The sequence below is a fragment of the Calidifontimicrobium sp. SYSU G02091 genome, from assembly GCF_022631395.1.
GTDB lineage: Bacteria > Pseudomonadota > Gammaproteobacteria > Burkholderiales > Burkholderiaceae_C > Calidifontimicrobium > Calidifontimicrobium sediminis.
The window spans coordinates 107855-130498 of the sequence record NZ_JALBGB010000006.1 but is presented as its reverse complement, the minus strand read 5'-3'; the positions used below and the strand labels follow the sequence as shown (position 1 = coordinate 130498).

Here is a 22644-nt window from a genome sequence, read left to right as displayed (position 1 = left end):
GGTCAGACCTCCGCCTTGATGGGAATGGTGCGCTTCTTCTCGCTGCCGAACAGGCTCGTCTCGGTGACGCCCTCGGAGCAGCCGTTGCCGAAGCTGAAGCCGCAGCTGCCGCGCACGTTGAACGCGTTCTCGGCGTACTCGCGGTGCGTGCTCGGGATCACGAAGCGATCCTCGTAGTTGGCGATCGCCATGATCCGGTACATGTCCTCGACCTCCTCGACGCTCAGCTGCACCTGGTCGATCGCGGCGCGATTGGGCGTGCCGTCGACGTGCTTGGCGCGCTGGTACGCACGCATCGCGAGCATCCGTTCGAGCGCGCGCACGACGGGCATCGTGTCGCCGGCGGTCAGCAGGTTCGCGAGGTACTTGACCGGGATGCGCAGCTGGCCGACGTCGGGGATCTCGCCGTTGGCGCCGACGTGCCCGGCGTTGGCCGCCGCGGTGATCGGCGACAGCGGCGGCACGTACCACACCATCGGCAGCGTGCGGTACTCGGGGTGCAGCGGCAGCGCGACCTTCCACTGCATCGCCATCTTGTAGACGGGGCTGTGGCGCGCGGCCTCGAGCCAGGCTTCGGGCACGCCGTCGCGTCGCGCCTGCTCGATGACCGCCGGGTCGTGCGGGTCGAGGAAGAGGTCGAGCTGCGCCTGGTACAGGTCCTGGTCGCGCGTCACCGCGGCGGCCTGCCCGATGCGGTCGGCGTCGTACAGCAGCACGCCCAGGTACCGGATGCGCCCGACGCAGGTCTCCGAGCACACGGTCGGCTGGCCGGCCTCGATGCGCGGGTAGCAGAAGATGCACTTCTCGGCCTTGCCGCTCTTCCAGTTGTAGTAGATCTTCTTGTACGGGCAGCCCGAGACGCACATGCGCCAGCCGCGGCACTTGTCCTGGTCGATCAGCACGATGCCGTCTTCCTCGCGCTTGTAGATCGAGCCCGACGGGCAGCTCGCGACGCACGCCGGGTTCAGGCAGTGCTCGCACAGCCGGGGCAGGTACATCATGAAGGTGTGCTCGAACTGGCCGTAGATGTCCTTCTGGACGTCGTCGAAGTTCCTGTCCTTGCTGCGCTTGGCGAATTCGCCGCCGAGGATCTCCTCCCAGTTCGGGCCCCACTCGATCTTCTCCATGCGCAGGCCGGTGATCAGGCTGCGCGGCCGCGCGGTGGGCTGGTGCTGCATCTCGGGCGCCGAGTGCAGGTGGTCGTAGTCGAACGTGAATGGCTCGTAGTAGTCGTCGATCTCGGGCAGGTTGGGGTTCGCGAAGATCTTCATCAGCAGCTGCCACTTGCCGCCCTGGCGCGGCACGATCGTGCCGTCGGCCTTGCGGACCCAGCCGCCGTTCCACTTGTCCTGGTTCTCCCACTCCTTCGGGTAGCCGATGCCGGGCTTGGTCTCGACGTTGTTGAACCAGGCGTACTCGACGCCGGGACGGCTGGTCCAGACGTTCTTGCAGGTGACGCTGCAGGTGTGGCAGCCGATGCACTTGTCCAGGTTCAGCACCATGCCGATCTGTGCGCGCACTTTCATCTCGATGCTCCTTGTTCGCGGCCGGTGGCGGTTCAGGGGTTCTCGCCCTGGCTCTGGTACGCCTTCGCGAGGTGATCGTCGCGCGGCGTGTCGAGCCAGTCGACCTTGGCCATCTTGCGCACGACGACGAACTCGTCACGGTTGGTGCCGATCGTCCCGTAGTAGTTGAAGCCGTAGGCGAGCTGCGCGTAGCCGCCGATCATGTGCGTCGGCTTCGTGACGATGCGCGTGACGCTGTTGTGGATGCCGCCGCGCACGCCGGTGATCTCCGAGCCCGGCGTGTTGATGATCTTTTCCTGCGCGTGGTACATCAGCGTCATGCCGGGGTTGACGCGCTGGCTGACCACCGCGCGTGCGGCGATCGCGCCGTTGATGTTGAACAGCTCGACCCAGTCGTTGTCCTCGATGCCGGCCTTCTTCGCGTCGACCTCCGACAGCCAGATCACCGGCCCGCCGCGGTTGAGCGTGAGCATGATCAGGTTGTCCGAGTACGTGCTGTGGATGCCCCACTTCTGGTGCGGCGTGATGAAGTTCAGCAGGATCTCGGGGTTGCCGTTGGGCTTGACGCCGTGGATGCCCGACGTCGTCTTCAGGTCCACCGGCGGGCGGTAGCTCGACATCGCCTCGCCGAACGCGCGCATCCACGGGTGGTCCTGATAGAACTGCTGGCGGCCGCTGAGGGTGCGCCAGGGGATCAGCTCGTGGACGTTGGTGTAGCCGGCGTTGTACGAGACCTTCTCGCTCTCCAGCCCGCTCCACGTCGGCGAACTGATGATCTTGCGCGGCTGCGCCTGGATGTCGCGATAGCGAATCTTCTCGTCCTCGCGGTGCAGCGCCAGGTGTGCGTGCTCGCGGCCGGTGGCCTTGGACAGCGCCTCCCAGGCCTTGACCGCGACGTGGCCGTTGGTCTCGGGCGCGAGCTGCAACACGACCTCGCAGGCGTCGATGTCGCTGACGATGCGCGCGCGGCCCTCGGCGTCGGTGCCGTTGAGCTCGCGCAGCTGTGCGACTTCGGTGGCGGTGTTCCACGCGATGCCCTTGCCGCCGTTGCCGACCTTCTCCATCAGCGGCCCGAGCGACGTGAAGCGCTTGAACACGCCCGGGTAGTCGCGCTCGACGACGGTGATCTGCGGCGCCGTCTTGCCCGGGATCAGCTCGCACTCGCCCTTCTTCCACTCCTTGACGTCGAGCGGCTGCGCGAGCTCGGCGGGCGTGTCGTGCATCAGCGGCGTGAGCACCACGTCCTTCTCGACGCCGAGGTGTCCGACGCAGACCTCGCTGAACGCCTTCGCGAAGCCCTTGTAGATCTCCCAGTCGCTGCGGCTTTGCCACACCGGGTCGACGGCGGCCGACAGCGGGTGGATGAACGGGTGCATGTCGCTGGTGTTGAGGTCGTTCTTCTCGTACCAGCTCGCGGTGGGCAGCACGACGTCGCTGTACAGGCACGTCGTGCTCATGCGGAAGTCGAGCGTGACGAGCAGGTCGAGCTTGCCTTCGGGCGCGCGGTCGTGCCACGCGACCTCGGTCGGCTTGGCGCCGTCGGCGCCCAGGTCCTTGCCCTGGATGCCGCTCTCGGTGCCGAGCAGGTGGCGGCAGAAGTACTCGTGGCCCTTGCCGCTCGAGCCGAGCAGGTTCGAGCGCCAGACGAACAGGTTGCGCGGCCAGTTCTGCGGCGCGTCGGGGTCCTCGCAGCTCATCTGCAGCGTGCCGTCCTTCAGCGCCTTGACGACGTAGTCCTTCGGGTCGAGGCCGGCGGCCTGCGCGTCGCGCACGACCTGCAGCGGGTTGGTCTTGAGCTGCGGCGCTGAAGGCAGCCAGCCCATGCGCTCGGCGCGCACGTTGTAGTCGATCAGGCTGCCGCCGAACTTCGAGCGGTCCGCGAGCGGCGACAGGATCTCGTCGACGCCGAGCTTCTCGTAGCGCCACTGGTCGGTGTGCGCGTAGAAGAAGCTCGTGCTGTTCTGCTGCCGCGGCGGGCGGATCCAGTCGAGCGCGAACGCCAGCGGCAGCCAGCCGGTCTGCGGGCGCAGCTTTTCCTGGCCGACGTAGTGCGCCCAGCCGCCGCCGCTCTGGCCGACGCAGCCGCACAGCATCAGCAGGTTGATCACGCCGCGGTAGTTCATGTCGGCGTGGTACCAGTGGTTCATCGCCGCGCCGATGATGATCATCGACTTGCCGTGCGTCCGGTCGGCGTTGTCGGCGAACTGGCGCGCGACGGTGACGACCTGGTCTCGCGGCACGCCGGTGATCCTCTCCTGCCACGCTGGCGTGTAGGGGTAGTCGTCGTCGTAGTCCTTCGCGCCGCTGCCCAGGCCGCGGTCGATGCCGTACTGCGCAGCCTGCAGGTCGAACACGGTGGCCACCAGCGCCTGGCGTTCTTCACTGGCCTTGCCCAGCCGCAGCCGCACGGCGGGCACGCGCACGCGGTGCAGGTTGCCGTCCCGCTTGCTGCTCGGGAAGTGCGGCACGTCGGCGCCGGCGAAGTACGGCAGCGTCACGTCGACGACTTCGTGCGCCTGTGCGCCGTCCTCGAGCACCGACAGCTTGAGCTTGACGTCGGCGCCGTGCCGCGCCTCCTTGGCCTCGAGGTTCCACTTGCCGGCGTCGGCGCGGCCCTCGGGGCCCCAGCGGAAGCCGATCGAGCCGTTGGGCAGCACGGCGCGGCCGGTGGTGTCGAACGCGACGGTCTTCCACTCGGGGTTGTTCGTCTGGCCGAGCTTGCCGTTGAAGTCGCTCGCGCGCAGGTAGCGCCCGGGCGTGAGCACCGTCGAGCCGTCGGGCAGCGTGCGCTCGTCGAGCAGCACGAGCATCGGCAGGTCGGTGTAGCGGCGCGCGTAGTCGTCGAAGTACGCCGACCGCTTGTCGAAGTAGAACTCCTTGAGCGCGACGTGGCCCATCGCCATCGCGAGCGCCGCGTCGGTGCCCTGCTTGGGGTGCAGCCACAGGTCGGCCAGCTTGGCGACCTCGGAGTAGTCGGGCGTCACCGCGACCGTCTTCGCGCCCTTGTAGCGCACCTCGGTGAAGAAGTGCGCGTCGGGCGTGCGCGTCTGCGGCACGTTCGAGCCCCACGCGATCAGGTACGTCGAGTTGTACCAGTCGGCGCTCTCGGGCACGTCGGTCTGCTCGCCCCAGATCTGCGGGCTCGCCGGCGGCAGGTCGCAGTACCAGTCGTAGAAGCTCATGCACACGCCGCCGATCAGCGACAGATAGCGCGAGCCCGCCGCGTAGCTGACCATGCTCATCGCCGGGATGGGCGAGAAGCCGATCACGCGGTCGGGGCCGTGGGTCTTGATCGTGTAGACGTTGGCCGCCGCGATCAGCTGGTTGACCTCGTCCCAGGACGAGCGGACGAAGCCGCCCATGCCGCGCACCTGCTGGTAGTCGCGGCGCGCGGCGGGGTCCTCGACGATGCTGGCCCACGCGTCGACCGGGTCGCGGTGCGCCTTCAGCGCCGCGCGCCAGCGCTCGAGCAGCCGCCCGCGCACCATCGGGTACTTCAGCCGGTTGGCGCTGTAGAGGTACCAGCTGTAGCTCGCGCCGCGCGCGCAGCCGCGCGGCTCGTGATTGGGCAGGTCGGCGCGCGTGCGCGGATAGTCGGTCTGCTGCGTCTCCCACGCGACGATGCCGCCCTTGACGTAGATCTTCCAGCTGCAGCTGCCGGTGCAGTTGACGCCGTGCGTGCTGCGCACGATCTTGTCGTGCGCCCAGCGGTTGCGGTAGGCGTCTTCCCAGGTGCGGTCTTCGCCGGTGACGACGCCGTGCCCGTTGGCGAACGCCTCCTTGGGCAGCGAGAAGTGCAGCAGGCGGTCGAGGAAGTGACTCATGGTCGCAGGTCCTTTCAGCAGGGCAGGGGCGCGAGCGGGCGGGCGTAGAACCACCACGTGATCGCGATGCAGGTCAGGTAGAAGACGACGAAGGCGACGAGCGCCACCTCGGGCCCGCCGGTCAGCGCGATCGACGAGCCGTAGCTCTTCGGGATGAAGAAGCCGCCGTAGGCGGCGATCGCACTCGCGAAGCCGAGCACCGCGGCACCCTCGCGGCTGCCCTCGCGCTGTGCCTGCGCCTGCGCGGCCGGCGTCGTGGCGGCCGCGCGCTGGCGCTCGGCGAGGAAGATCAGCGGAATCATGCGGAACGTGCTGCCGTTGCCGATGCCCGAGGCCACGAACAGCACGAGGAAGCTGGCGACGAAGCCGGCGAACGAACCGGCCCGTGCGTCGCCGGGCAGGCACAGCAGCACCGCGACCACACCGGAGGCCATCGCGACGAAGCTCCACAGCGTGACGCGCCCGCCGCCGAGGCGGTCGGCGAGCGCACCGCCCAGCGGACGCGCGAGCGCACCGAGCAGCGGCCCGAGCCATGCCGCGTGCGTCACGGTCGCGTCGGGGAACTGGCTGTGCGCCAGCAGCGGGAAACCGGCCGCGTAGCCGATGAAGCTGCCGAACGTGCCGAGGTACAGCCAGCTCATCAGCCAGTTGTGGCGCCGCCGGAAGATCACGACCTGCTCGGCGAAGCGCGCGCGCACGTCGGTCAGGTCGTTCATGCCCCACCACGCGGCCAGTGCGCTGGCCGCGATCAGCGGCACCCAGACGAAGCCGGCGTTCTGCAGCCACAGCGTCTGCCCCTGCGGCGTCGTCTGCGGCGCCCCGCCGAGCGCGCCGAACGCGCCCGTCGTGACGACGACCGGCACGACGAACTGCACGAGCGGCACACCGAGGTGCCCGAGCCCCGCGGCGATGCCGAGCGCGTAGCCCTTGCGAGAGCGTGGGTAGAGGAAGCTGACGTGCGCCATCGTGCTCGCGAAGTTGCCGCCGCCCAGCCCGCACAGCAGCGCCAGGCCGAGCATCACTTCGTACGGCGTGTCGGGGTTGCGCACCGCGAGGCCCACGCCGAGCGCCGGCAGCAGCAGGCTCGCGGTCGACCAGGCCGCCCAGCGCCGCCCGCCGAACACCGGCACCGCGAAGCTGTAGACGATGCGCAGCGTCGCGCCGCTGAGCGCGGGCAGCGCCGCGAGCCAGAACAGCTGGTTCGTCGAGTAGCGGAATCCCGCCGCGCCCAGGTACACGACGAGCGCCGACCACAGCATCCACACCGCGAACGACAGCGTCAGCGTCACGACCGACAGCCACAGGTTGCGCGCGGCGATGCGCTGGCCGCGCGCCGCCCAGAACCCGGCGTCTTCCGGGTCCCAGTGCGCGATGACGTGCGTCGCAGCCATGGCCGTCGGTGTGCGGGCGGGGGCCTCAGCAGGGGTTGGCCGCGCCGCGGCGTGCGTACATCCACCAGTTCAGCGCGGCGTTGAAGGCGAAGAACGCCGCGAGCCCGTAGAAGATCGGTGTGGCCGACTTGAAGGTCGCGAACGACCACGCGAACAGCATCCCGAAGATGAACGGGCCGTAGGCCGCGATCGCGCCGGTGAAGCCGATCACGCCGCCGGCCTGCCGCGGCTCGAACAGCATCGGCATCTGCTTGAACGTCGACGCGTTGCCGATGCCGGCGAAGAAGAACAGCGTCAGCATCCCGGCGACGAACAGCGGGAAGCTGTCGAGTCCGGTCGGCGACGTCAGCGTCGTGACCCACAGCGTCGCGCCGAGCATGCCCAGCGCCGCCCAGTGCGTGACGCGCGCACCGCCGAGCTTGTCTGACAGCGGCCCGGCGATCACGCGTGACGCCGAGCCCACCAGCGGCCCGTAGAAGGCCCAGGCCAGCGGGTCGGGCGCACCCTCGAAGCCGCCGTAGATCTGGCGGATCAGCAGCGGGAACGTCGCCGACAGGCCCGAGAACGCGCCGAAGGTCATGATGTACAGCGACGTCATCGACCACGTGTGGCGCGAGCGGAAGATGTCGAACTGCTGCGCGAAGTTGGCCTTGATCGGCACCGACTTCAGCATCAGCCACGCGCTGATGCCGAACACGACGACGAAGGGGATCATCACCGCCGGCGCGTTCTGCAGCCACACCTGGCTCTGCACGCCGGCCTTGGTCATCGTCTGGCTCTCGCCCATGAAGGCCGCGCCGCCGAGCAGCGAGAAGCCGATCACCCACGGCGTCACGAACTGCACGATCGAGACGCCGAAATTGCCGACGCCGGCCTGGATCGCCAGCGCCGTGCCCTGCAGCCGCTTCGGGAAGAACAGGCTCGTCGACGGCATGAACGACGAGAAGTTGCCGCCGCCCAGCCCGGCGAGGAAGGCCAGCACGAGCAGCACCCAGTACGGCGTCGCGGGGTTCTGCACCGCGTAGAACCAGCCCACCAGCGGCACCAGCAGCGACAGCGTCGACAGGCTGACGACGTGCCGCGTGCCGAACATCGGCGTCAGGAACATGTGCACGAGGCGCAGCGTGCCGCCGGCCAGCCCCGGCATCGCGGCGAGCCAGAACAGCTCGGTCGGCGTGAACTTGAAGCCGATCTGCGGCAGCCGCACGACGAGCGCCGAGACGAGGAACCACGCCATGAAGGCCATCGTCAGGTTCAGCGTCGTGATCGTCAGCGTGCGCCACGCGAGCGCCGAGCCGCCGCTGTTCCAGAACTGCTCGTTCTCGGGCTCCCAGCGCTGCAGCCAGGTGCCGGACGCGCGCGGCGCCGGTGTCGTGTTGCTTGCGGACATGTGCATTCCTCGTTCGTTGCGGGCTCGCCGGTGGGCTCTCAGCGCAGGGCCGCGAGCGGCGACGGCGGCGCCTTGTCGCCCATGACCTCGGTCCTGCGCACCTCGGTCCAGTACATCCAGATCAGCGAGACCCAGACCACGCCGTACATCAGCATGAAGGCGCTCGAGCGGATGCCGGTGAGGTCCATCAGCGCGCCGAACATGATCGGCAGCACGAAGCCGCCGAGCCCCCCGGCCAGACCGACGATGCCGCTGACGGTGCCGATGTTGTGCGGGTAGTCGTCGCCGATGTACTTGAAGACGCTCGCCTTGCCGAAGGCCCACGCGATGCCGAGCACGAACATCAGCAGCGTGAACAGGTAGACGTTCAGGCCGATGTGGAACGTCTTCGGGCCGTCGACGGTGAGGATCGTGAACTGCGTCTGCGGGTAGCTGAGCAGGAACAGGCAGATCCAGCTGACCCACAGCACCCACCACGTCACGCGGTGCGCGCCGTACCGGTCCGAGAGCACCCCGCCGATCGCGCGCAGCACGCCGCCGGGCAGCGAGAACGCCGCCGCCAGCAGCGCGGCGACGCGGATGTCCAGCCCGTACTCGCCGACGTAGTACTGCACCATCCACAGCGCCAGCGCGACGTAGCCGCCGAAGACGATGCTGTAGTACTGGCAGTACTTGAGCACCTTCGGGTCCTTCAGCATCTTCAGCTGGTCGACGAAGCGGGTGCTCGAAGGCACGAGGTGGTCCGGGTCGCTGGCGCTGAAGAGCCAGAACAGGACGACCGTGCCGGCCATGATCGCGGCGTAGACCTGCGGCACCATCGTCCAGCCGAAGGCGACGACGAGCGCCGGGGCGACGAACTTGTTGACCGCCGCGCCCGAGTTGCCGGCGCCGTACACGCCCATCGCCATGCCGCGGCGGTTCGGCGGGAACCAGCGCGCGACGTACGGCGTGCCGACCGAGAACGAGCCGCCCGCCAGCCCGACGAACAGGCCGATGACGAGGAAGTGCCAGAACTCGGTGGCATAGGCCATCAGCCAGATCGCCGGCACCGTGACCGCCATCAGCACCGCCATCACGATGCGCCCGCCGTACTTGTCGGTCCAGATGCCCAGCGGCACGCGCACGAGCGAGCCGGTGAGCACCGGCGTGGCGGTCAGCAGGCCGAACTCGGTCGCGTTCAGGCCGAGCTGCTGCTTGATCGGGATGCCGATGACGCCGAACATCATCCACACCATGAAGCACACGGTGAAGGCCCAGGTGCTGACGATCAGCACCGACCAGGCCTGGCGGGGGATCGGGGTGGCTTGGGCGGCCATGGGGTTCGCTCCGTTCGTGGACGGTCCTCACTGTGGCCCGCGGGCGTGGCGTTGCCCATCCTGCCGTCGGTCAACCGGGCCGCGGCAACGGAACGATGGCACCGCGCGGGCGCATCGTCCGGAAGAACGAGGGCGTCGCCGGATCGCAGCGGGTTTGCGCTGCGTCAACCGCGGCGGCGGCGGCCCGTGCGATGCAGTTGCCGCGTGCCTGTCCGCGGACGGCGCCGCCGTGGGCTGCGCGCACCGGCGTGCAGGTGTGCGGGGCTGCCGCTATCCTCGCGGCCGCGTCAGCGAGGCGGTACGCGTGTCGCGCCGCCGGGTGCATGCGCCGCGCACGGCGCGACCCCGCGACGCCGCATCCGACGCCGCCTGCCGAACGGAGCCCCGCCGCAATGAACAATGCCCCCGCACGCACCGCCGAGCCCCGCCTGACGTCGCTGTCGCACGGCGGCGGCTGCGGCTGCAAGATCGCCCCCGGCGTGCTCGCCGACATCCTCCAGGGCACCGCGGCCACGCCGGTGCCGAAGGAATTGCTGGTGGGCATCGAGACGGCCGACGACGCCGCCGTCTACCGGCTCAACGACGAGCAGGCGCTCGTGGCCACCACCGACTTCTTCATGCCGATCGTCGACGACCCGTACGACTTCGGCCGCATCGCCGCCACCAACGCGATCAGCGACGTCTACGCGATGGGCGGGCGGCCGATCATGGCGCTGGCGCTGGTGGGCATGCCGATCAGCGTGCTGAGCACGGCGACGATCGCGCGCATCCTCGAAGGCGGGGCCAGCGTCGCGCGCGAGGCGGGCATCCCGATCGCGGGGGGGCACACGATCGACTCGGTCGAGGCGATCTACGGTCTGGTCGCGCTCGGTCTCGTGCACCCGAAGCGCGTCAAGCGCAACGCCGACGCGAAGCCCGGCGACGTGCTCGTGCTCGGCAAGCCGCTGGGCGTCGGCGTGATGAGCGCGGCGCTGAAGAAGGATGCGCTCGGCGACGCCGGCTATGCGCAGATGATCGCGACGACGACGCGGCTGAACACGCCGGGGCCGGAACTCGCCGCGCTCGACGGCGTGCACGCGATGACCGACGTCACCGGTTTCGGGCTCGCAGGCCACGCCCTCGAGATCGCGCGCGGCGCGGGCTGCACGCTGCACATCGACTGGGCCGCGGTGCCGCTGCTGCCCGGCGTGCGCGAGCTGGCGGCGCAGGGTTTCGTGACGGGCGCGTCGGCGCGCAACTGGGCCGGCTACGGCCACGACGTCGCGCTGGCCGCCGACTTCGCCGCGCCCGACCGCGCGCTGCTGACCGATCCGCAGACCAGCGGCGGGCTGCTCGTGTCGTGCGCGCCGGGTGCCGTCGACGGGGTGCTCGCGGTGTTCCGCCGCCACGGCTTCGACGCGGCGGCGCCCATCGGCCGCGTCGAGACGGCGACGCCGGCGACGGCGCGGCTGATCGTGGGCTGAGCGCGCCGCCGCGTCCGCGCGGCGCCGGCCGCCGTCACAGGTCGGTGCGCAGTTTCCAGATCTCGGGGAACAGCACCGTGTCGAGCATCCGGCGCAGGTAGGCCACGCCGCTCGTGCCGCCGGTGCCGCGCTTGAAGCCGATCACGCGCTCGACGGTCGTCATGTGGCGGAAGCGCCAGAGGCGAAACGCGTCCTCGAGGTCGGTGAGCTCCTCGCCGAGCTGGTACAGGTCCCAGTGGTGCTGCGGGTCGCGGTAGACCTGCAGCCACGCCGCTTCGACCTCGTCGCTGGCGACGTAGGGCTGCGTCCAGTCGCGCTCGACGTGGCTCGCCGGCACCGGCAGGCCGCGGCGCGCGAGCAGGCGCAGGCTCTCGTCGTACAGGCTCGGTGCGCGGTACGCGGCCTCGACGTGCGCGAGCAGGTCGGGGCGGTGCGCGTGGGGCCTGAGCATCGCGGCGTTCTTGTTGCCGAGGCGGAACTCGATGCAGCGGTACTGCCAGCTCTGGAAGCCGCTCGAGTTCGCGAGGTAGGCGCGGATCGCGCTGTACTCGGGCGGCGTCATCGTCGCGAGCACGTCCCACGCGTGGACGAGCTGCTCCATGATGCGGCTCACGCGCGCGAGCATCTTGAACGCCGGCGGCAGCTCGTCGGCGGCGATCGCGCGGATCGCCGCGCCGAGCTCGTGCAGCATCAGCTTCATCCACAGCTCGCTGGTCTGGTGCTGCACGATGAACAGCATCTCGTCGTGGCCCGGGCTCAGCGGGTGCTGGGCGTTCAGTACCTGGTCGAGGTGCAGGTAGTCGCCATAGCTCATGTCGGCGCTGAAGTCGAGCTTGGCGCCGTGGTGCTCGATCGCGTCCGTCGCGGCGGCCGGGGAGGGCGGTGCGTCGTCGCCGCCGTGGCCAAAGGGGCATCCACTCATGTCACGTCACCGTGCTGCGCTGGTTGAACTCGGGGCGGCGCCACTGGCCGGACTCCAGCACTTGGCGCAGCTGCTCGACGGCGTCCCAGACGTCGACGAAGCGCGTGTACAGCGGCGTGAAGCCGAAGCGCATCACGTCCGGCACACGGAAGTCGCCGACGACGCCGCGCGCGATCAGCGCCTGCACGATCGCGTAGCCGCCCTCGGCGCGCCGCCAGCTGACCTGGCTGCCGCGCAGCGCCTCGTCGCGCGGCGTCACGAGCTCGAGCCCGTGGCCGGCGCAGCGCGCCTCGACGAGTTCGATGAACAGCCGCGTCAGCGCGAGCGACTTCGCGCGCAGCGCCGCCATGCCGCCGAACGGCTCGGCAGCGAGCACGGTGTCGACGCCGCACTCGAGCGCGGCCAGCGACAGGATCGGCGGCGTGCCGACGAGGTAGCGCGCGATGCCCGGCGCCGGCCGGTAGCCGGGCGTGAAGTCGAACGGCGCCGCGTGGCCGATCCAGCCCGCCAGCGGCTGCCAGAAACGCTCGACGTGGCGCGGGTGCACCCACACGAAGGCCGGCGCGCCGGGGCCGCCGTTGAGGTACTTGTAGCCGCAGCCGACGGCGAAGTCGGCGTCGGCGCCTTGTAGGTCCACCGGCAGCGCGCCGGCCGAGTGCGCGAGGTCCCACACGGTGAGCGCGCCGGCGTCGTGCGCGGCGCGCGTCAGCGCGGCCATGTCGTGCAGGCGGCCGCTTCGGTAGTCGACCTGCGTGAGCATCAGCACCGCGCAGCGCTCGTCGAGGCAGGCCGCCAGGGCGTGCGCATCGTCGACGAGCACGAGCTCGGCGCCATGCTGGCGCGCGAGCGACTCGGCGATGTAGAGGTCGGTCGGGAAGTTGCCCCGCTCGCTGACGATGCGCGTGCGTCGCGGCGCTTCGGCGTGCTGGATCGCGAGCGCGGCGCTCAGCACCTTGAACAGGTTGGCCGACGTCGAGTCGGTGACGACGAGCTCGCCCGGCCCCGCGCCGACGAGCCGCGCGATCTTGTCGCCGACGCGCTGCGGCAGCGTGATCCAGCCCGCCTTGTTCCAGCTCGTGATCAGGTCGCGGCCCCATTCGTCGGCGACGACCTGCTGCAGGCGCGCCGGCGTGACCTTCGGCAGCACGCCGAGCGAGTTGCCGTCGAGGTAGATCGTGCCGGCGGGCAATGCGAACTGTTCGCGCAGCGGCGCCAGCGCGTCGGCCGCGTCGAGCGCGAGGCAGTGGTCACGGGTCGTCATCGGGCCTTCCTAGAGCTCGCGCAGCACCGCACGCACCGGCGAGGCGTCGGCCTCGACGAGCTTGAGCGGCAGCGCGATCAGTTCGTAGTCGCCTTCGGGCACGTCGTCGAGCACGAGGTTCTCGAGCACGCGCAGGTTGCGGCGGCGGATCACCTGGTGGCTCGCGAGCGTCTTGCTGTCGGCCGGGTCGATGCTCGCACTGTCGATGCCGATCAGTTGCACGCCGGCGTCGGCGAGACGCTCGACCGTCTCGGGCGCGTACGCGGGGAGCGCGGGGTCCCAGCGGTCCACCGGCGCGCGCGCGTAGGTGCGCACGAGCACGCGCGGCGGCAGGTCGGCGAGTGCGTGCTCGAGGTGCCGCCATTCGACCAGGCGCACGCCGACGGCGTGGATCACGCGGCAGTGGCCGAGGTACGGCGCGAGGTCGAGCGCGCCGGCGGCGGCGCCGGCCGTGTCGTAGTGCAGCGGGGCATCGGCGTGCGCGCCGGTGTGTGGCGACAGCGTGATCGTCGCGACGTTGACGGGGCAGCCGGGGCCGAGCGTCATCGCCCACTGCTGGCGGTACGGCGCGTCGCCCGGGAACACCGGCGAGCCGGCGTGCACCGGCGGCGAGAGGTCCCACAGGCGTCGCGTGCGCATCGAAGTATTTTGCGACTAAAAAGTTTAGAGGTAAAGTAAATGCCGTCGCCCCACCGTCAGCCGGATGCCGCCATGACCCGCAGCGCCCACGTCGACACCTTCGCCCGCGACCATCTGCCGCCACGCGACCAGTGGCCCGAGTTCGTGTTCGACCGGCCCGAGCTGCAGTTCCCGCCGCAGCTCAACTGCGCGACCGAGCTGCTCGACCGCTGGGTGCAGCGCGGCGAGGGCGCGCGCACCGCGATCCTCGGTGCCGGCGGGCTGCGCTGGACGTATGCCGAGCTGCTCGCGCAGGCCAACCGCGTCGCGCGCGTGCTCGTCGAGGACATGAAGCTCGTGCCCGGCAACCGCGTGCTGCTGCGCGGCGCCAACTCGCCGATGCTCGCCGCGTGCTGGCTCGGCGTCGTCAAGGCCGGCGGCATCGCGGTCGGCACGATGCCGCTGCTGCGCGCGCGCGAGCTGACGACGATCGTCGACAAGGCGCAGGTCAGCCACGCGCTGTGCGACCGGCGCCTGGCCGACGAGCTCGCTGCAACGCAGGCGCAGTGCCCGACGCTCAAGCACGTGCTGCACTACGGCCCGCACGACGCGCCCGACGAGCTCGAGGCGCGCATGGCCGGCAAGCCGCCGACGTTCGCCGACGTGCCCACCGCGGCCGACGACACGGTGCTGATCGCGTTCACGTCGGGCACCACCGGCGTGCCGAAGGGCACGATGCACTTCCACCGCGACGTGATGGCCGCCTGCGCCTGCTGGCCGCCGCACGTGCTGCGGCCCCGCGCGGACGACGTCTTCATCGGCAGCCCGCCGCTGGCGTTCACGTTCGGGCTCGGCGGGCTGCTGCTGTTCCCGCTCGCCGTCGGCGCGAGCACGGTGCTGCTCGAGAAGGCCACGCCCGAGGCGCTGCTGCCGGCGATTGCGCAGTACCGCGCGAGCATCGTCTTCACGTCGCCGACCGCGTACCGCGCGATGGCCGCGCACGCGAAAGAGCACGACCTGTCGAGCCTGCGCAAGTGCGTCTCGGCCGGCGAGGCGCTGCCGGCGGCGACGCGGCAGCTGTGGAAGGAGGCGACCGGCATCGAGATGATCGACGGCATCGGCTCGACCGAGATGCTGCACATCTTCATCTCGGCCGACGAGGCGCACGCCAAGCCCGGTGCCACCGGGGTGCCGGTGCCCGGCTACCAGGCCTGCGTGCTCGACGACGAGGGCCGGCCGCTGCCGAAGGGGCAGGTCGGCCGGCTCGCGGTCAAGGGCCCCACCGGCTGCCGGTACCTGGCCGACGAGCGGCAGAAGGTCTACGTGCAGCACGGCTGGAACGTCACCGGCGACGCGTACCTGATCGACGACGACGGCCAGTTCGTCTACCAGGCGCGCACCGACGACATGATCATCAGCGGCGGCTACAACATCGCCGGCCCCGAGGTCGAGGGCGCGCTGCTGCTGCACCCGGCGGTCGCCGAATGCGGCGTGATCGGCGTGCCCGACGCCGAGCGCGGGCAGATCGTCAAGGCCTTCGTCGTGCTCAAGCCGGGCCACGAGCCCGGCCCCGCGATGGCCGCCGAGCTGCAGGACTTCGTCAAGCGCACGATCGCGCCGTACAAGTACCCGCGCGCGGTCGAGTTCCGAGCGAGCCTGCCGCGCACCGAGACGGGCAAGCTGCAGCGCTTCAAGCTGCGCGACGGCGGCTGATGCGCTTCGAGGCCACGCGCACGGTGCGCTTCGCCGACTGCGACCCGGCGGGCATCGTGTTCTTCCCGCAGTACCTCGTGATGGTCAACACGCTGGTCGAGCAGTGGTTCGACGAGGGGCTCGGCGTACCGTACGCCGACGTCATCGGCGCGCGACGCACCGGGCTGCCCACGGTGCGGCTCGAGGCCGACTTCACCGCGATCAGCCGCCACGGCGAGCATCTCGCGCAGTGTCTCGCGGTGCGCCACCTCGGGCGCAGCTCGCTGCACCTGCACCACGAGTTCCACGGTGGCGGCGAGCTGCGGCTGCGCGTGCGGCAGGTGCTGGTGTGCACGTCGCTGGCCACGCACCGCCCGCAGCCGATCCCCGACGACCTGCGTGCCGCGATGCAACCCTACCTGGAGACCGCATGAAGACCGTCCTGCAACCGCCCGGCTGGGCCACGCCGAAGGGCTACGCGAACGGTGTGGCCGCACGCGGCCGGCAGGTGTTCGTCGCCGGCATGATCGGCTGGGACGCCGAGCAGCGCTTCGCCAGCGACGACTTCGTCGCCCAGGTGCGGCAGGCGCTGGCCAACGTGGTCGCCGTGCTCGCGCAGGCCGGCGCCGAGCCGCGCCACATCACGCGCATGACGTGGTACCTCACCGACAAGCGCGAGTACCTCGCGCGTGCCCGCGAAGTGGGTGCCGTGTTCCGCGAGGTGATCGGCGACTACGCGATCGCGATGACGGCCGTCGTCGTCGCGGCGCTGATCGAGGACCGCGCGAAGGTTGAGATCGAGGTCACCGCCGTCGTGCCCGAGTGAGCGTGCGGGTACGATGCCGCGGATGAACGCCAGCGACCCGCGCGACCCCGACCGCGACTCCGACGGTCTCGACGACGCCCCGGACGCGCCGCCGGCGCCGCTCGAAGGCCTCGAACTCGCCAGCGGCGACGACCCGACCGCCAGCGTCATCGTGCTGCACGGGCTCGGCGCCGACGGCACCGACTTCGTGCCCGTGGCACAGATGCTCGACCTGGGCAGCGTCGGCGCCGTGCGCTTCGTGCTGCCGCACGCGCCGGTGCGCGCGGTGACGGTCAACGGCGGCTTCCCGATGCGCGCGTGGTACGACATCCTCGCCGACGACTTGGGCCAGCGCAGCGCGCGCGAGGACGAAGCCGGGTTGCGCGCCTCGCAGGCGCTGGTGCAGGCGCTGATCGAGCGCGAGGTCGCGCGCGGCATCGAGCCGCGGCGTATCGTGCTCGCGGGCTTCTCGCAGGGCTGCGCGATGACGCTGCTCGCCGGGCTGCGCTGCCCGCTGCCGCTGGCCGGGCTCGCGGGCCTGTCGGGCTACCTGCCGCTGGCGGCCACGACGGCCGCCGAGCGCCATGCGGCCAACGCCGCGGTGCCGGTGTTCCTCGCGCACGGCAGCGACGACGCCGTCGTGCCGATCGCGCGCGGCGCGGCGGCGCGCGACGCGCTCGTCGCGCTCGGCCACGACGTCGAGTGGCACGACTACCCGATCCCGCACACCGTCTGCCAGGAGGAGGTCGAGGACCTGAACCGCTGGCTGCGGCGCGTGCTGGCTTGACTTCGGACAAGCCGCGGGGTCCGCTTTTTGCCGTCACCCCTTGACGGGGGGCGCCTGGCGTCCATCTTGCAGGGCAGGAGGAGCCGCCGATGCCCCAGACGATCCGTCCCGCCGCCGTGGCGGGCCTGTTCTACCCCGACGACCCGCGCACGCTGCGCGCCCAGGTGGCGCAGTACCTCGCGCAGGTGGGCGCGCGTGCGGCCGCGCCGAAGACGGCACCGAAGATCGTGCTCGTGCCGCACGCCGGCTACGTCTACTCGGGGCTGGTGGCCGCGCACGCCTACGCGGCGCTCGCGAACGCGGCCGGTCGCATCCGCCGCGTCGTGCTGCTCGGGCCGACGCACCGCGTCGCGGTGCGCGGCATTGCGGCGCCCACGGTCGACGCGTTCGCGACGCCGCTGGGCACGGTGCGCCTCGACCGCGCCGCGATCGACGCACTGGCCGACCTGCCGCAGGTCGTCGCGCACGACGCCGCGCACGCGGCCGAGCACGCGCTCGAAGTCCAGCTGCCGTTCCTGCAGACCGTGCTCGGCGAGTTCACGCTCGTGCCGCTGGCGGTGGGCCACGTCGCGCCCGAGGCGGTCGCGCAGGTGCTCGAGCGGCTGTGGGGCGGGGACGAGACGCTGATCGTGATCAGCTCGGACCTGTCGCACTACCTGCCCTACGCGCGTGCGCAGGCGGTCGACCGCGCGACGGTGCAGCGCATCCTCGCGCTCGACGCCGACCTCGACCACGACGAGGCCTGCGGTGCGACGCCGCTGGCCGGCGCGCTGCGGGTGGCGAAGCGCCACGGACTCGCGGCGCGGCTGCTCGACCTGCGCAACTCGGGCGACACCGCCGGCGACCGCTCACGCGTCGTCGGCTACGCCGCGGTCGCGTTCGAGCCGCGCGCCGACACGGCGGGCGACGCGACCGACGCCACGCTCGGCGTCGCGCTGACGCGCCGCGCCCGCAACGCGATTGCCGACACGTTCGGCCTGCCCACGGCGGCCGAGCCGCACCACGCCGCACTCGCGCAGCCCGGTGCCACGTTCGTGACGCTGCACCGCGCCGGCGAGTTGCGCGGCTGCATCGGCTCGCTCGAGCCGTACCGGCCGCTCGAGCACGACGTGCGTGCCAACGCGCTGGCGGCGGCGTTCCGCGACCCGCGCTTCGCGCCGGTGGCGGTGCACGAGGTCGCGTCGCTCGAGATCGAGGTCTCGCTGATCGGCGCCGCGCAGCCGCTCGCGGTGCGTGATGAAGCCGACGCGCACCAGCGCCTGCGCCCGTACGTCGACGGCGTGATCCTCGAGTGGCGCGGCCGGCGTGCGACTTTCCTGCCGCAGGTGTGGGAACAGCTCGAGCGGCCGCAGGACTTCCTGCGCGCGCTCAAGCGCAAGGCGGGGCTCACCCCCGACTTCTGGGCCGCCGACCTGCGGCTGCACCGCTACGAGGTGCGCAAGTTCAAGGAGACGCGGGAGACGACGTTCGCATGAATGCACGAGACGACATGATCGAGACGACGCACCCCGCGCAGTGGTGGCACCGGCTCGACGACGGGCGCATCCAGTGCGACCTGTGCCCGCGCGACTGCAAGCTGCACGACGGCCAGCGCGGGCTGTGCTTCGTGCGCGCGCGTGAAGGCGACGCGATGGTGCTGACGACGTACGGGCGCAGCTCGGGCTTCTGCATCGACCCGATCGAAAAGAAGCCGCTCAACCACTTCCTGCCCGGCTCGAGCGTGTTCAGCTTCGGCACCGCCGGCTGCAACCTGGCGTGCAAGTTCTGCCAGAACTGGGACATCAGCAAGAGCCGCGAGATGGACCGCCTGATGGACCAAGCGAGCCCCGAGCGCATCGCGCAGGTCGCCAGGCAGTCCGGCTGCGCGAGCGTGGCCTTCACGTACAACGACCCGGTGATCTTCGCCGAGTACGCGATGGACACGGCCGATGCGTGCCACGCGCTCGGCGTCAAGACGGTGGCGGTGACGGCGGGCTACATTCACGCGCAGCCGCGGCGCGCGTTCTTCGACAAGATGGACGCCGCCAACGTCGACCTGAAGGGCTTCACCGACGAGTTCTACTTCCGCCAGACCGGCGCGCACCTGGCGCCGGTGCTCGACACGCTGCAGCACATCGTGCACGAGACCGGCTGCTGGCTCGAGATCACGACGCTGCTGATCCCCGGCCACAACGACAGCGACGCCGAGCTCGCCGCGATGACGCGCTGGATCGCCGACCACCTCGGCCGCGACGTGCCGCTGCACTTCACCGCGTTCCACCCCGACTACAAGATGACCGACGTGCAGCGCACGCCGGCGGCCACCCTCACGCGCGCGCGCCGCATCGCGCTCGACGCCGGACTGCGCTACGTCTACACCGGCAACGTGCATGACGCCGAAGGCGGCACCACGCTGTGCCCGAGCTGCGGCGAGCCGGTGATCGAGCGCGACTGGCACCGCATCCTGCGCTACGACCTCGACGACGCCGGCCGCTGCGTGCACTGCGCGACCGCGCTGCCCGGGCGCTACGGCCGCTTCGAAGGCGCGTTCGGACGCCGCCGCATTCCGGTGCGCGTCGCGATGGCCTGAGAAACGCCGCGATGCCGTGGACCGTCGAGCGCCCGCCGGCGGCGATGGCGCACCTGCCGTGGCCGGTGCGCGAGAAGGCGGTCGAAGTGGCCAACGCGCTGCTCGAGCGCGGCCGCGACGAGGGGCAGGCGATCCGCATCGCGATCGCGGTGGCGTGGCGCTGGGCCCGCCGGCGCGGGCTGGCCTGACGCGAGGACGCGCGCCGCGCGTCGGCACCCGTTCGGTGGCGCGTCAGTGATCTTCGAGGCGCGTGTGCGTCTCTTCGGCGGGTTCGCCGGTCTCGGGGTCGATCCAGTCGGCGATGCCGAGCTCTTCCTCGGCTTCCTGCAGCGTCTCGCCGGGCTCGATGCCCTCGTCGTCGGCAGCGGCGAGCATGTCGGCGCGCGCCTCCTCGGCGGTCTCGAAGGGGCCGAACTGGTTCTTGCCGTCGGGCGCGAGCCAGTACCAGCCGTCGGGGTGCTGCACGAGGCCTTCGGCGTCGGGCGGCGTCAGGTCGTCGGGAAGCACCGCGTCGGCGGCCGGTTCGGGGGCTTTCGTCTTGCGCGGCGAGGCCATGATGGTCACGATCCTTTCTGAGTCCTGATGCTAACGCGCGTCGCGGACGCGTCCTTGTCCGAGGTCAACGGCCGCCGGCGAGCTCGAGCGCGCGCGCCGTGCCGGTGGCCGAAGGGCGAGCGGCTCAGTGCGGCAACGGCGGCAGGCCGTGGCGCGCGCGGGCGCGGTCGCAGGCGTCGTCGCCGAGGCCCAGCGGCGCGCGCAGCCCGAACTCGCGGCACGGCGACGGGCGCCACTCGTGGATTGCGCAGCGCACGCGCTCGCCGACGCGGCCCACGAGCGCCGCGCAGCGCGGCGGCGCGTGGTCGGTGCCGCGCAGGCGGCAGGCGGCGCCGCCGAGGTCGACGGCCAGCGCATCGGGCACGCAGCCGCCTTCGCTTTGCAGCTCGGCGCGCGCGAAGTCGACGCGAAAGCTCGCGCAGCAGGCGCCGCAGCGGATGCAGGGGTTGTCGGCGGCGGTCATCGTCGCCGATCATCGCCGATGCCGCAGCAGCGGGCTGCGGCGTCAGGCCGACGCAAGCGCCGGCCTCAAAATCGGCCGTCGAAGTCCACACCAAGATCCCGAGGAGACGCCGCATGTCGTACGCCGACTTCCACCGCCGCTCGATCACCGACCGCGACGCGTTCTGGGCCGAGCAGGCGAAGCTGATCGACTGGCACCGCCCGTTCACGCAGGTCTGCGACTACGCGAACCCGCCGTTCGCGAAGTGGTTCGTCGGCGGCCAGACCAACCTGTGTCACAACGCGGTCGACCGCCACGTCGCCACGCGCGGCGCGCAGAACGCGCTGATCTGGGTCTCGACCGAAGTCGACAAGGAGGTCGTCTACAGCTTCGCCGAGCTGCACGCCGAGGTGCAGCGCACCGCCGCGATGCTGCTCGAGCTCGGCGTGAAGGCCGGCGACCGCGTGCTGATCTACATGCCGATGATCCCCGAGGCGGTGTTCGCGATGCTCGCGTGCACGCGCATCGGCGCGCTGCACTCGGTCGTGTTCGGCGGTTTCGCGAGCGTGAGCCTCGCCAGCCGCATCGACGACGCCGAGCCGACCGTGATCGTCAGCGCCGACGCCGGCAGCCGCGGCGGCAAGGTCGTGGCCTACAAGCCGCTGCTCGACGAGGCGATCCGCCTGGCGAAGCACAAGCCGTCCAAGGTGCTGCTCGTCGACCGTGGGCTGAGCCCGATGGAGCGCGTGGCCGGGCGCGACGTCGACCATGCGCCACTGCGCGCCAAGCACATGGCCGCGCAGGTGCCGTGCACCTGGGTCGAGTCGACGCACCCGAGCTACACGCTGTACACGAGCGGCACCACCGGCAAGCCCAAGGGCGTGCAGCGCGACACCGGCGGCTACGCGGTGGCGCTGGCGGCGAGCATGAAGCACATCTTCCTCGGCGCGCCGGGCGAGACCTACTTCTCCACCAGCGACATCGGCTGGGTCGTCGGCCACAGCTACATCGTCTACGGGCCGCTGATCGCCGGCATGGCGACGATCCTCTACGAGGGCCTGCCGATCCGCCCCGACGCCGGCATCTGGTGGAGCCTGGTCGAGAAGTACAAGGTCACGTCGATGTTCAGCGCGCCCACCGCGGTGCGCGTGCTGAAGAAGCAGGATCCGGCGTACCTGAAGAAGTACGACCTGTCGAGCCTGAAGGCGCTGTTCCTCGCCGGCGAGCCGCTCGACGAGCCGACCGCGAAGTGGATCGCCGAGGCGATCGGACGGCCGATCGTCGACAACTACTGGCAGACCGAGACCGGCTGGCCGATCCTGACGATCTGCAACGGCGTCGAGCCCGCGCCGAGCAAGCCCGGCTCGCCGGGCAAGCCGGTGTACGGCTACGACGTCAAGCTGATCGACGAGAACACCGGGCAGGAGCTGACCGGCGCGAACCAGAAGGGCGTCGTCGCGATCGAGGGACCGCTGCCGCCGGGCTGCATGCAGACCGTCTGGCGCGACGACGCGCGCTTCGTCAACACGTACTGGAAGAGCATCCCGGGCCGGCTCGTCTACAGCACGTTCGACTGGGGCATCCGCGACGAGGACGGCTACTTCTTCATCCTCGGCCGCACCGACGACGTGATCAACGTCGCCGGCCACCGGCTCGGCACGCGCGAGATCGAGGAGAGCATCTCGAGCCACCCGGCGGTGGCCGAGGTGGCGGTGGTCGGCGTGGCCGACCCGCTCAAGGGCCAGGTCGCGATGGCGTTCGCGGTGCTGAAGGATCCATCGAAGGCCGCGACGCCGGCCGACGCGCTGAAGCTCGAGGGCGAGATCATGAAGACCGTCGACGAGCAGCTCGGCGCCGTCGCCCGCCCGGCGCGCGTGCGCTTCGTCACCGTGCTGCCGAAGACGCGCTCGGGCAAGCTGCTGCGCCGCGCGATCCAGGCGGTATGCGAGGGGCGCGACCCCGGCGACCTGACGACGATCGAGGATCCGAGCGCGCTGCAGCAGGTGAAGGACTTGGTCGCGCAGCGGTGAGCTTGGGGTTTTCGCCGAGGTCCCCGAGGCAGGCGTTGACAGGCCGTCGAGGC

At 71.0% G+C, this 22644-nt stretch carries 19 protein-coding genes; 9 read left to right on the top strand and 10 right to left on the bottom strand.

Annotation, left to right across the window (positions count from 1 at the left end; all coding sequences use genetic code 11):
* Window positions 1-2 precede the first annotated feature (2 nt).
* The 5 genes from narH to MOJ79_RS06170 are packed head-to-tail and all read right to left on the bottom strand — an operon-like array spanning window position 3 to window position 9447.
* Window positions 3-1526 (bottom strand): nitrate reductase subunit beta, encoded by a 1524-nt coding sequence (gene narH, locus MOJ79_RS06190; RefSeq protein ID WP_241923347.1) that lies wholly within the window; start codon window positions 1524-1526, stop codon window positions 3-5.
* 32 nt (window positions 1527-1558) lie between these two features.
* Entirely contained in the window at window positions 1559-5350 is a 3792-nt protein-coding gene (locus MOJ79_RS06185; RefSeq protein WP_241923346.1) for a nitrate reductase subunit alpha, read from the bottom strand.
* A 14-nt stretch (window positions 5351-5364) separates the two neighbouring features.
* Window positions 5365-6741, bottom strand: a complete 1377-nt coding sequence (locus MOJ79_RS06180) for a NarK family nitrate/nitrite MFS transporter (RefSeq protein WP_241923345.1) — start codon at window positions 6739-6741, stop codon at window positions 5365-5367.
* A gap of 25 nt (window positions 6742-6766) precedes the next feature.
* Window positions 6767-8131 carry an MFS transporter gene (locus MOJ79_RS06175; RefSeq protein WP_241923344.1) on the bottom strand — a complete coding sequence of 455 codons (1365 nt, stop codon included), beginning with the start codon at window positions 8129-8131 and terminating at the stop codon, window positions 6767-6769.
* 38 nt (window positions 8132-8169) lie between these two features.
* Window positions 8170-9447 (bottom strand): MFS transporter, encoded by a 1278-nt coding sequence (locus MOJ79_RS06170; protein WP_241923343.1) that lies wholly within the window; start codon window positions 9445-9447, stop codon window positions 8170-8172.
* A gap of 392 nt (window positions 9448-9839) precedes the next feature.
* Here MOJ79_RS06170 and selD point away from each other — a divergent pair, with 392 nt between their 5' ends.
* On the top strand, window positions 9840-10910 hold the full coding sequence (gene selD, locus MOJ79_RS06165) for a selenide, water dikinase SelD (protein ID WP_241923342.1): 1071 nt from the start codon (window positions 9840-9842) through the stop codon (window positions 10908-10910).
* Between the two features lie 34 nt (window positions 10911-10944).
* Here selD and kynA read toward each other — a convergent pair whose 3' ends face one another.
* The 3 genes from kynA to kynB are packed head-to-tail and all read right to left on the bottom strand — an operon-like array spanning window position 10945 to window position 13732.
* Window positions 10945-11832 (bottom strand): tryptophan 2,3-dioxygenase, encoded by an 888-nt coding sequence (kynA, locus tag MOJ79_RS06160; protein ID WP_241923341.1) that lies wholly within the window; start codon window positions 11830-11832, stop codon window positions 10945-10947.
* Between the two features lies 1 nt (window position 11833).
* Window positions 11834-13093: a kynureninase gene (gene kynU, locus MOJ79_RS06155; protein ID WP_241923340.1), complete on the bottom strand. Its 1260-nt coding sequence runs from the start codon at window positions 13091-13093 to the stop codon at window positions 11834-11836.
* Between the two features lie 9 nt (window positions 13094-13102).
* Entirely contained in the window at window positions 13103-13732 is a 630-nt protein-coding gene (gene kynB, locus MOJ79_RS06150; RefSeq protein WP_241923339.1) for an arylformamidase, read from the bottom strand.
* A gap of 72 nt (window positions 13733-13804) precedes the next feature.
* Between kynB and MOJ79_RS06145 the strand changes: the two genes are divergently transcribed.
* The 7 genes from MOJ79_RS06145 to MOJ79_RS06115 all read left to right on the top strand — a co-directional run bounded on the left by MOJ79_RS06145 (window position 13805) and on the right by MOJ79_RS06115 (window position 19752).
* Window positions 13805-15424 carry an AMP-binding protein gene (locus MOJ79_RS06145; protein WP_241923338.1) on the top strand — a complete coding sequence of 540 codons (1620 nt, stop codon included), beginning with the start codon at window positions 13805-13807 and terminating at the stop codon, window positions 15422-15424.
* Window positions 15424-15837 (top strand): acyl-CoA thioesterase, encoded by a 414-nt coding sequence (locus tag MOJ79_RS06140; RefSeq protein WP_241923337.1) that lies wholly within the window; start codon window positions 15424-15426, stop codon window positions 15835-15837. The genes MOJ79_RS06145 and MOJ79_RS06140 overlap by 1 nt, the downstream gene beginning before the upstream one ends.
* On the top strand, window positions 15834-16229 hold the full coding sequence (locus tag MOJ79_RS06135) for a RidA family protein (protein WP_119352385.1): 396 nt from the start codon (window positions 15834-15836) through the stop codon (window positions 16227-16229). Before MOJ79_RS06140 ends, MOJ79_RS06135 begins: the two co-directional genes overlap by 4 nt.
* 22 nt (window positions 16230-16251) lie before the next feature.
* Window positions 16252-16995, top strand: a complete 744-nt coding sequence (locus MOJ79_RS06130; RefSeq protein WP_241923336.1) for an alpha/beta hydrolase — start codon at window positions 16252-16254, stop codon at window positions 16993-16995.
* A gap of 89 nt (window positions 16996-17084) precedes the next feature.
* Entirely contained in the window at window positions 17085-18470 is a 1386-nt protein-coding gene (gene amrB, locus MOJ79_RS06125) for an AmmeMemoRadiSam system protein B (protein ID WP_241923335.1), read from the top strand.
* Window positions 18467-19564: an AmmeMemoRadiSam system radical SAM enzyme gene (gene amrS / locus MOJ79_RS06120; protein WP_241923334.1), complete on the top strand. Its 1098-nt coding sequence runs from the start codon at window positions 18467-18469 to the stop codon at window positions 19562-19564. The genes amrB and amrS overlap by 4 nt, the downstream gene beginning before the upstream one ends.
* An 11-nt stretch (window positions 19565-19575) precedes the next feature.
* A complete protein-coding gene (locus tag MOJ79_RS06115) occupies window positions 19576-19752 on the top strand; it encodes a DUF2188 domain-containing protein (protein WP_241923333.1) in 177 nt (58 codons plus the stop codon).
* Window positions 19753-19795: 43 nt separating this feature from the next.
* Here the strand turns inward: MOJ79_RS06115 and MOJ79_RS06110 are convergent, their stop codons facing one another.
* On the bottom strand, window positions 19796-20119 hold the full coding sequence (locus MOJ79_RS06110; RefSeq protein WP_241923332.1) for a hypothetical protein: 324 nt from the start codon (window positions 20117-20119) through the stop codon (window positions 19796-19798).
* Between the two features lie 124 nt (window positions 20120-20243).
* A complete protein-coding gene (locus MOJ79_RS06105; protein WP_241923331.1) occupies window positions 20244-20582 on the bottom strand; it encodes a YkgJ family cysteine cluster protein in 339 nt (112 codons plus the stop codon).
* Window positions 20583-20695: 113 nt separating this feature from the next.
* On the opposite strand from MOJ79_RS06105, the gene MOJ79_RS06100 reads away from it, so the two are divergent.
* A complete protein-coding gene (locus MOJ79_RS06100) occupies window positions 20696-22591 on the top strand; it encodes a propionate--CoA ligase (protein ID WP_241923330.1) in 1896 nt (631 codons plus the stop codon).
* The last annotated feature ends 53 nt before the right edge of the window (window positions 22592-22644 follow it).

What these genes read in the sequence shown, in the direction of transcription:
- MOJ79_RS06145 (WP_241923338.1), top strand. Translation starts at nt 13,805, where the DNA reads ATGACCCGCAGCGCCCACGTCGACACCTTCGCCCGCGACCATCTGCCG.
- MOJ79_RS06175 (WP_241923344.1), bottom strand. Translation starts at nt 8,131, where the DNA reads ATGTCCGCAAGCAACACGACACCGGCGCCGCGCGCGTCCGGCACCTGG.
- selD (WP_241923342.1), top strand. Translation starts at nt 9,840, where the DNA reads ATGAACAATGCCCCCGCACGCACCGCCGAGCCCCGCCTGACGTCGCTG.
- MOJ79_RS06185 (WP_241923346.1), bottom strand. Translation starts at nt 5,350, where the DNA reads ATGAGTCACTTCCTCGACCGCCTGCTGCACTTCTCGCTGCCCAAGGAG.
- kynU (WP_241923340.1), bottom strand. Translation starts at nt 13,093, where the DNA reads ATGACGACCCGTGACCACTGCCTCGCGCTCGACGCGGCCGACGCGCTG.
- MOJ79_RS06135 (WP_119352385.1), top strand. Translation starts at nt 15,834, where the DNA reads ATGAAGACCGTCCTGCAACCGCCCGGCTGGGCCACGCCGAAGGGCTAC.
- MOJ79_RS06105 (WP_241923331.1), bottom strand. Translation starts at nt 20,582, where the DNA reads ATGACCGCCGCCGACAACCCCTGCATCCGCTGCGGCGCCTGCTGCGCG.
- narH (WP_241923347.1), bottom strand. Translation starts at nt 1,526, where the DNA reads ATGAAAGTGCGCGCACAGATCGGCATGGTGCTGAACCTGGACAAGTGC.
- MOJ79_RS06100 (WP_241923330.1), top strand. Translation starts at nt 20,696, where the DNA reads ATGTCGTACGCCGACTTCCACCGCCGCTCGATCACCGACCGCGACGCG.
- MOJ79_RS06110 (WP_241923332.1), bottom strand. Translation starts at nt 20,119, where the DNA reads ATGGCCTCGCCGCGCAAGACGAAAGCCCCCGAACCGGCCGCCGACGCG.
- kynB (WP_241923339.1), bottom strand. Translation starts at nt 13,732, where the DNA reads ATGCGCACGCGACGCCTGTGGGACCTCTCGCCGCCGGTGCACGCCGGC.
- amrS (WP_241923334.1), top strand. Translation starts at nt 18,467, where the DNA reads ATGAATGCACGAGACGACATGATCGAGACGACGCACCCCGCGCAGTGG.
- MOJ79_RS06170 (WP_241923343.1), bottom strand. Translation starts at nt 9,447, where the DNA reads ATGGCCGCCCAAGCCACCCCGATCCCCCGCCAGGCCTGGTCGGTGCTG.
- MOJ79_RS06140 (WP_241923337.1), top strand. Translation starts at nt 15,424, where the DNA reads ATGCGCTTCGAGGCCACGCGCACGGTGCGCTTCGCCGACTGCGACCCG.
- MOJ79_RS06115 (WP_241923333.1), top strand. Translation starts at nt 19,576, where the DNA reads ATGCCGTGGACCGTCGAGCGCCCGCCGGCGGCGATGGCGCACCTGCCG.
- amrB (WP_241923335.1), top strand. Translation starts at nt 17,085, where the DNA reads ATGCCCCAGACGATCCGTCCCGCCGCCGTGGCGGGCCTGTTCTACCCC.
- kynA (WP_241923341.1), bottom strand. Translation starts at nt 11,832, where the DNA reads ATGAGTGGATGCCCCTTTGGCCACGGCGGCGACGACGCACCGCCCTCC.
- MOJ79_RS06180 (WP_241923345.1), bottom strand. Translation starts at nt 6,741, where the DNA reads ATGGCTGCGACGCACGTCATCGCGCACTGGGACCCGGAAGACGCCGGG.
- MOJ79_RS06130 (WP_241923336.1), top strand. Translation starts at nt 16,252, where the DNA reads ATGAACGCCAGCGACCCGCGCGACCCCGACCGCGACTCCGACGGTCTC.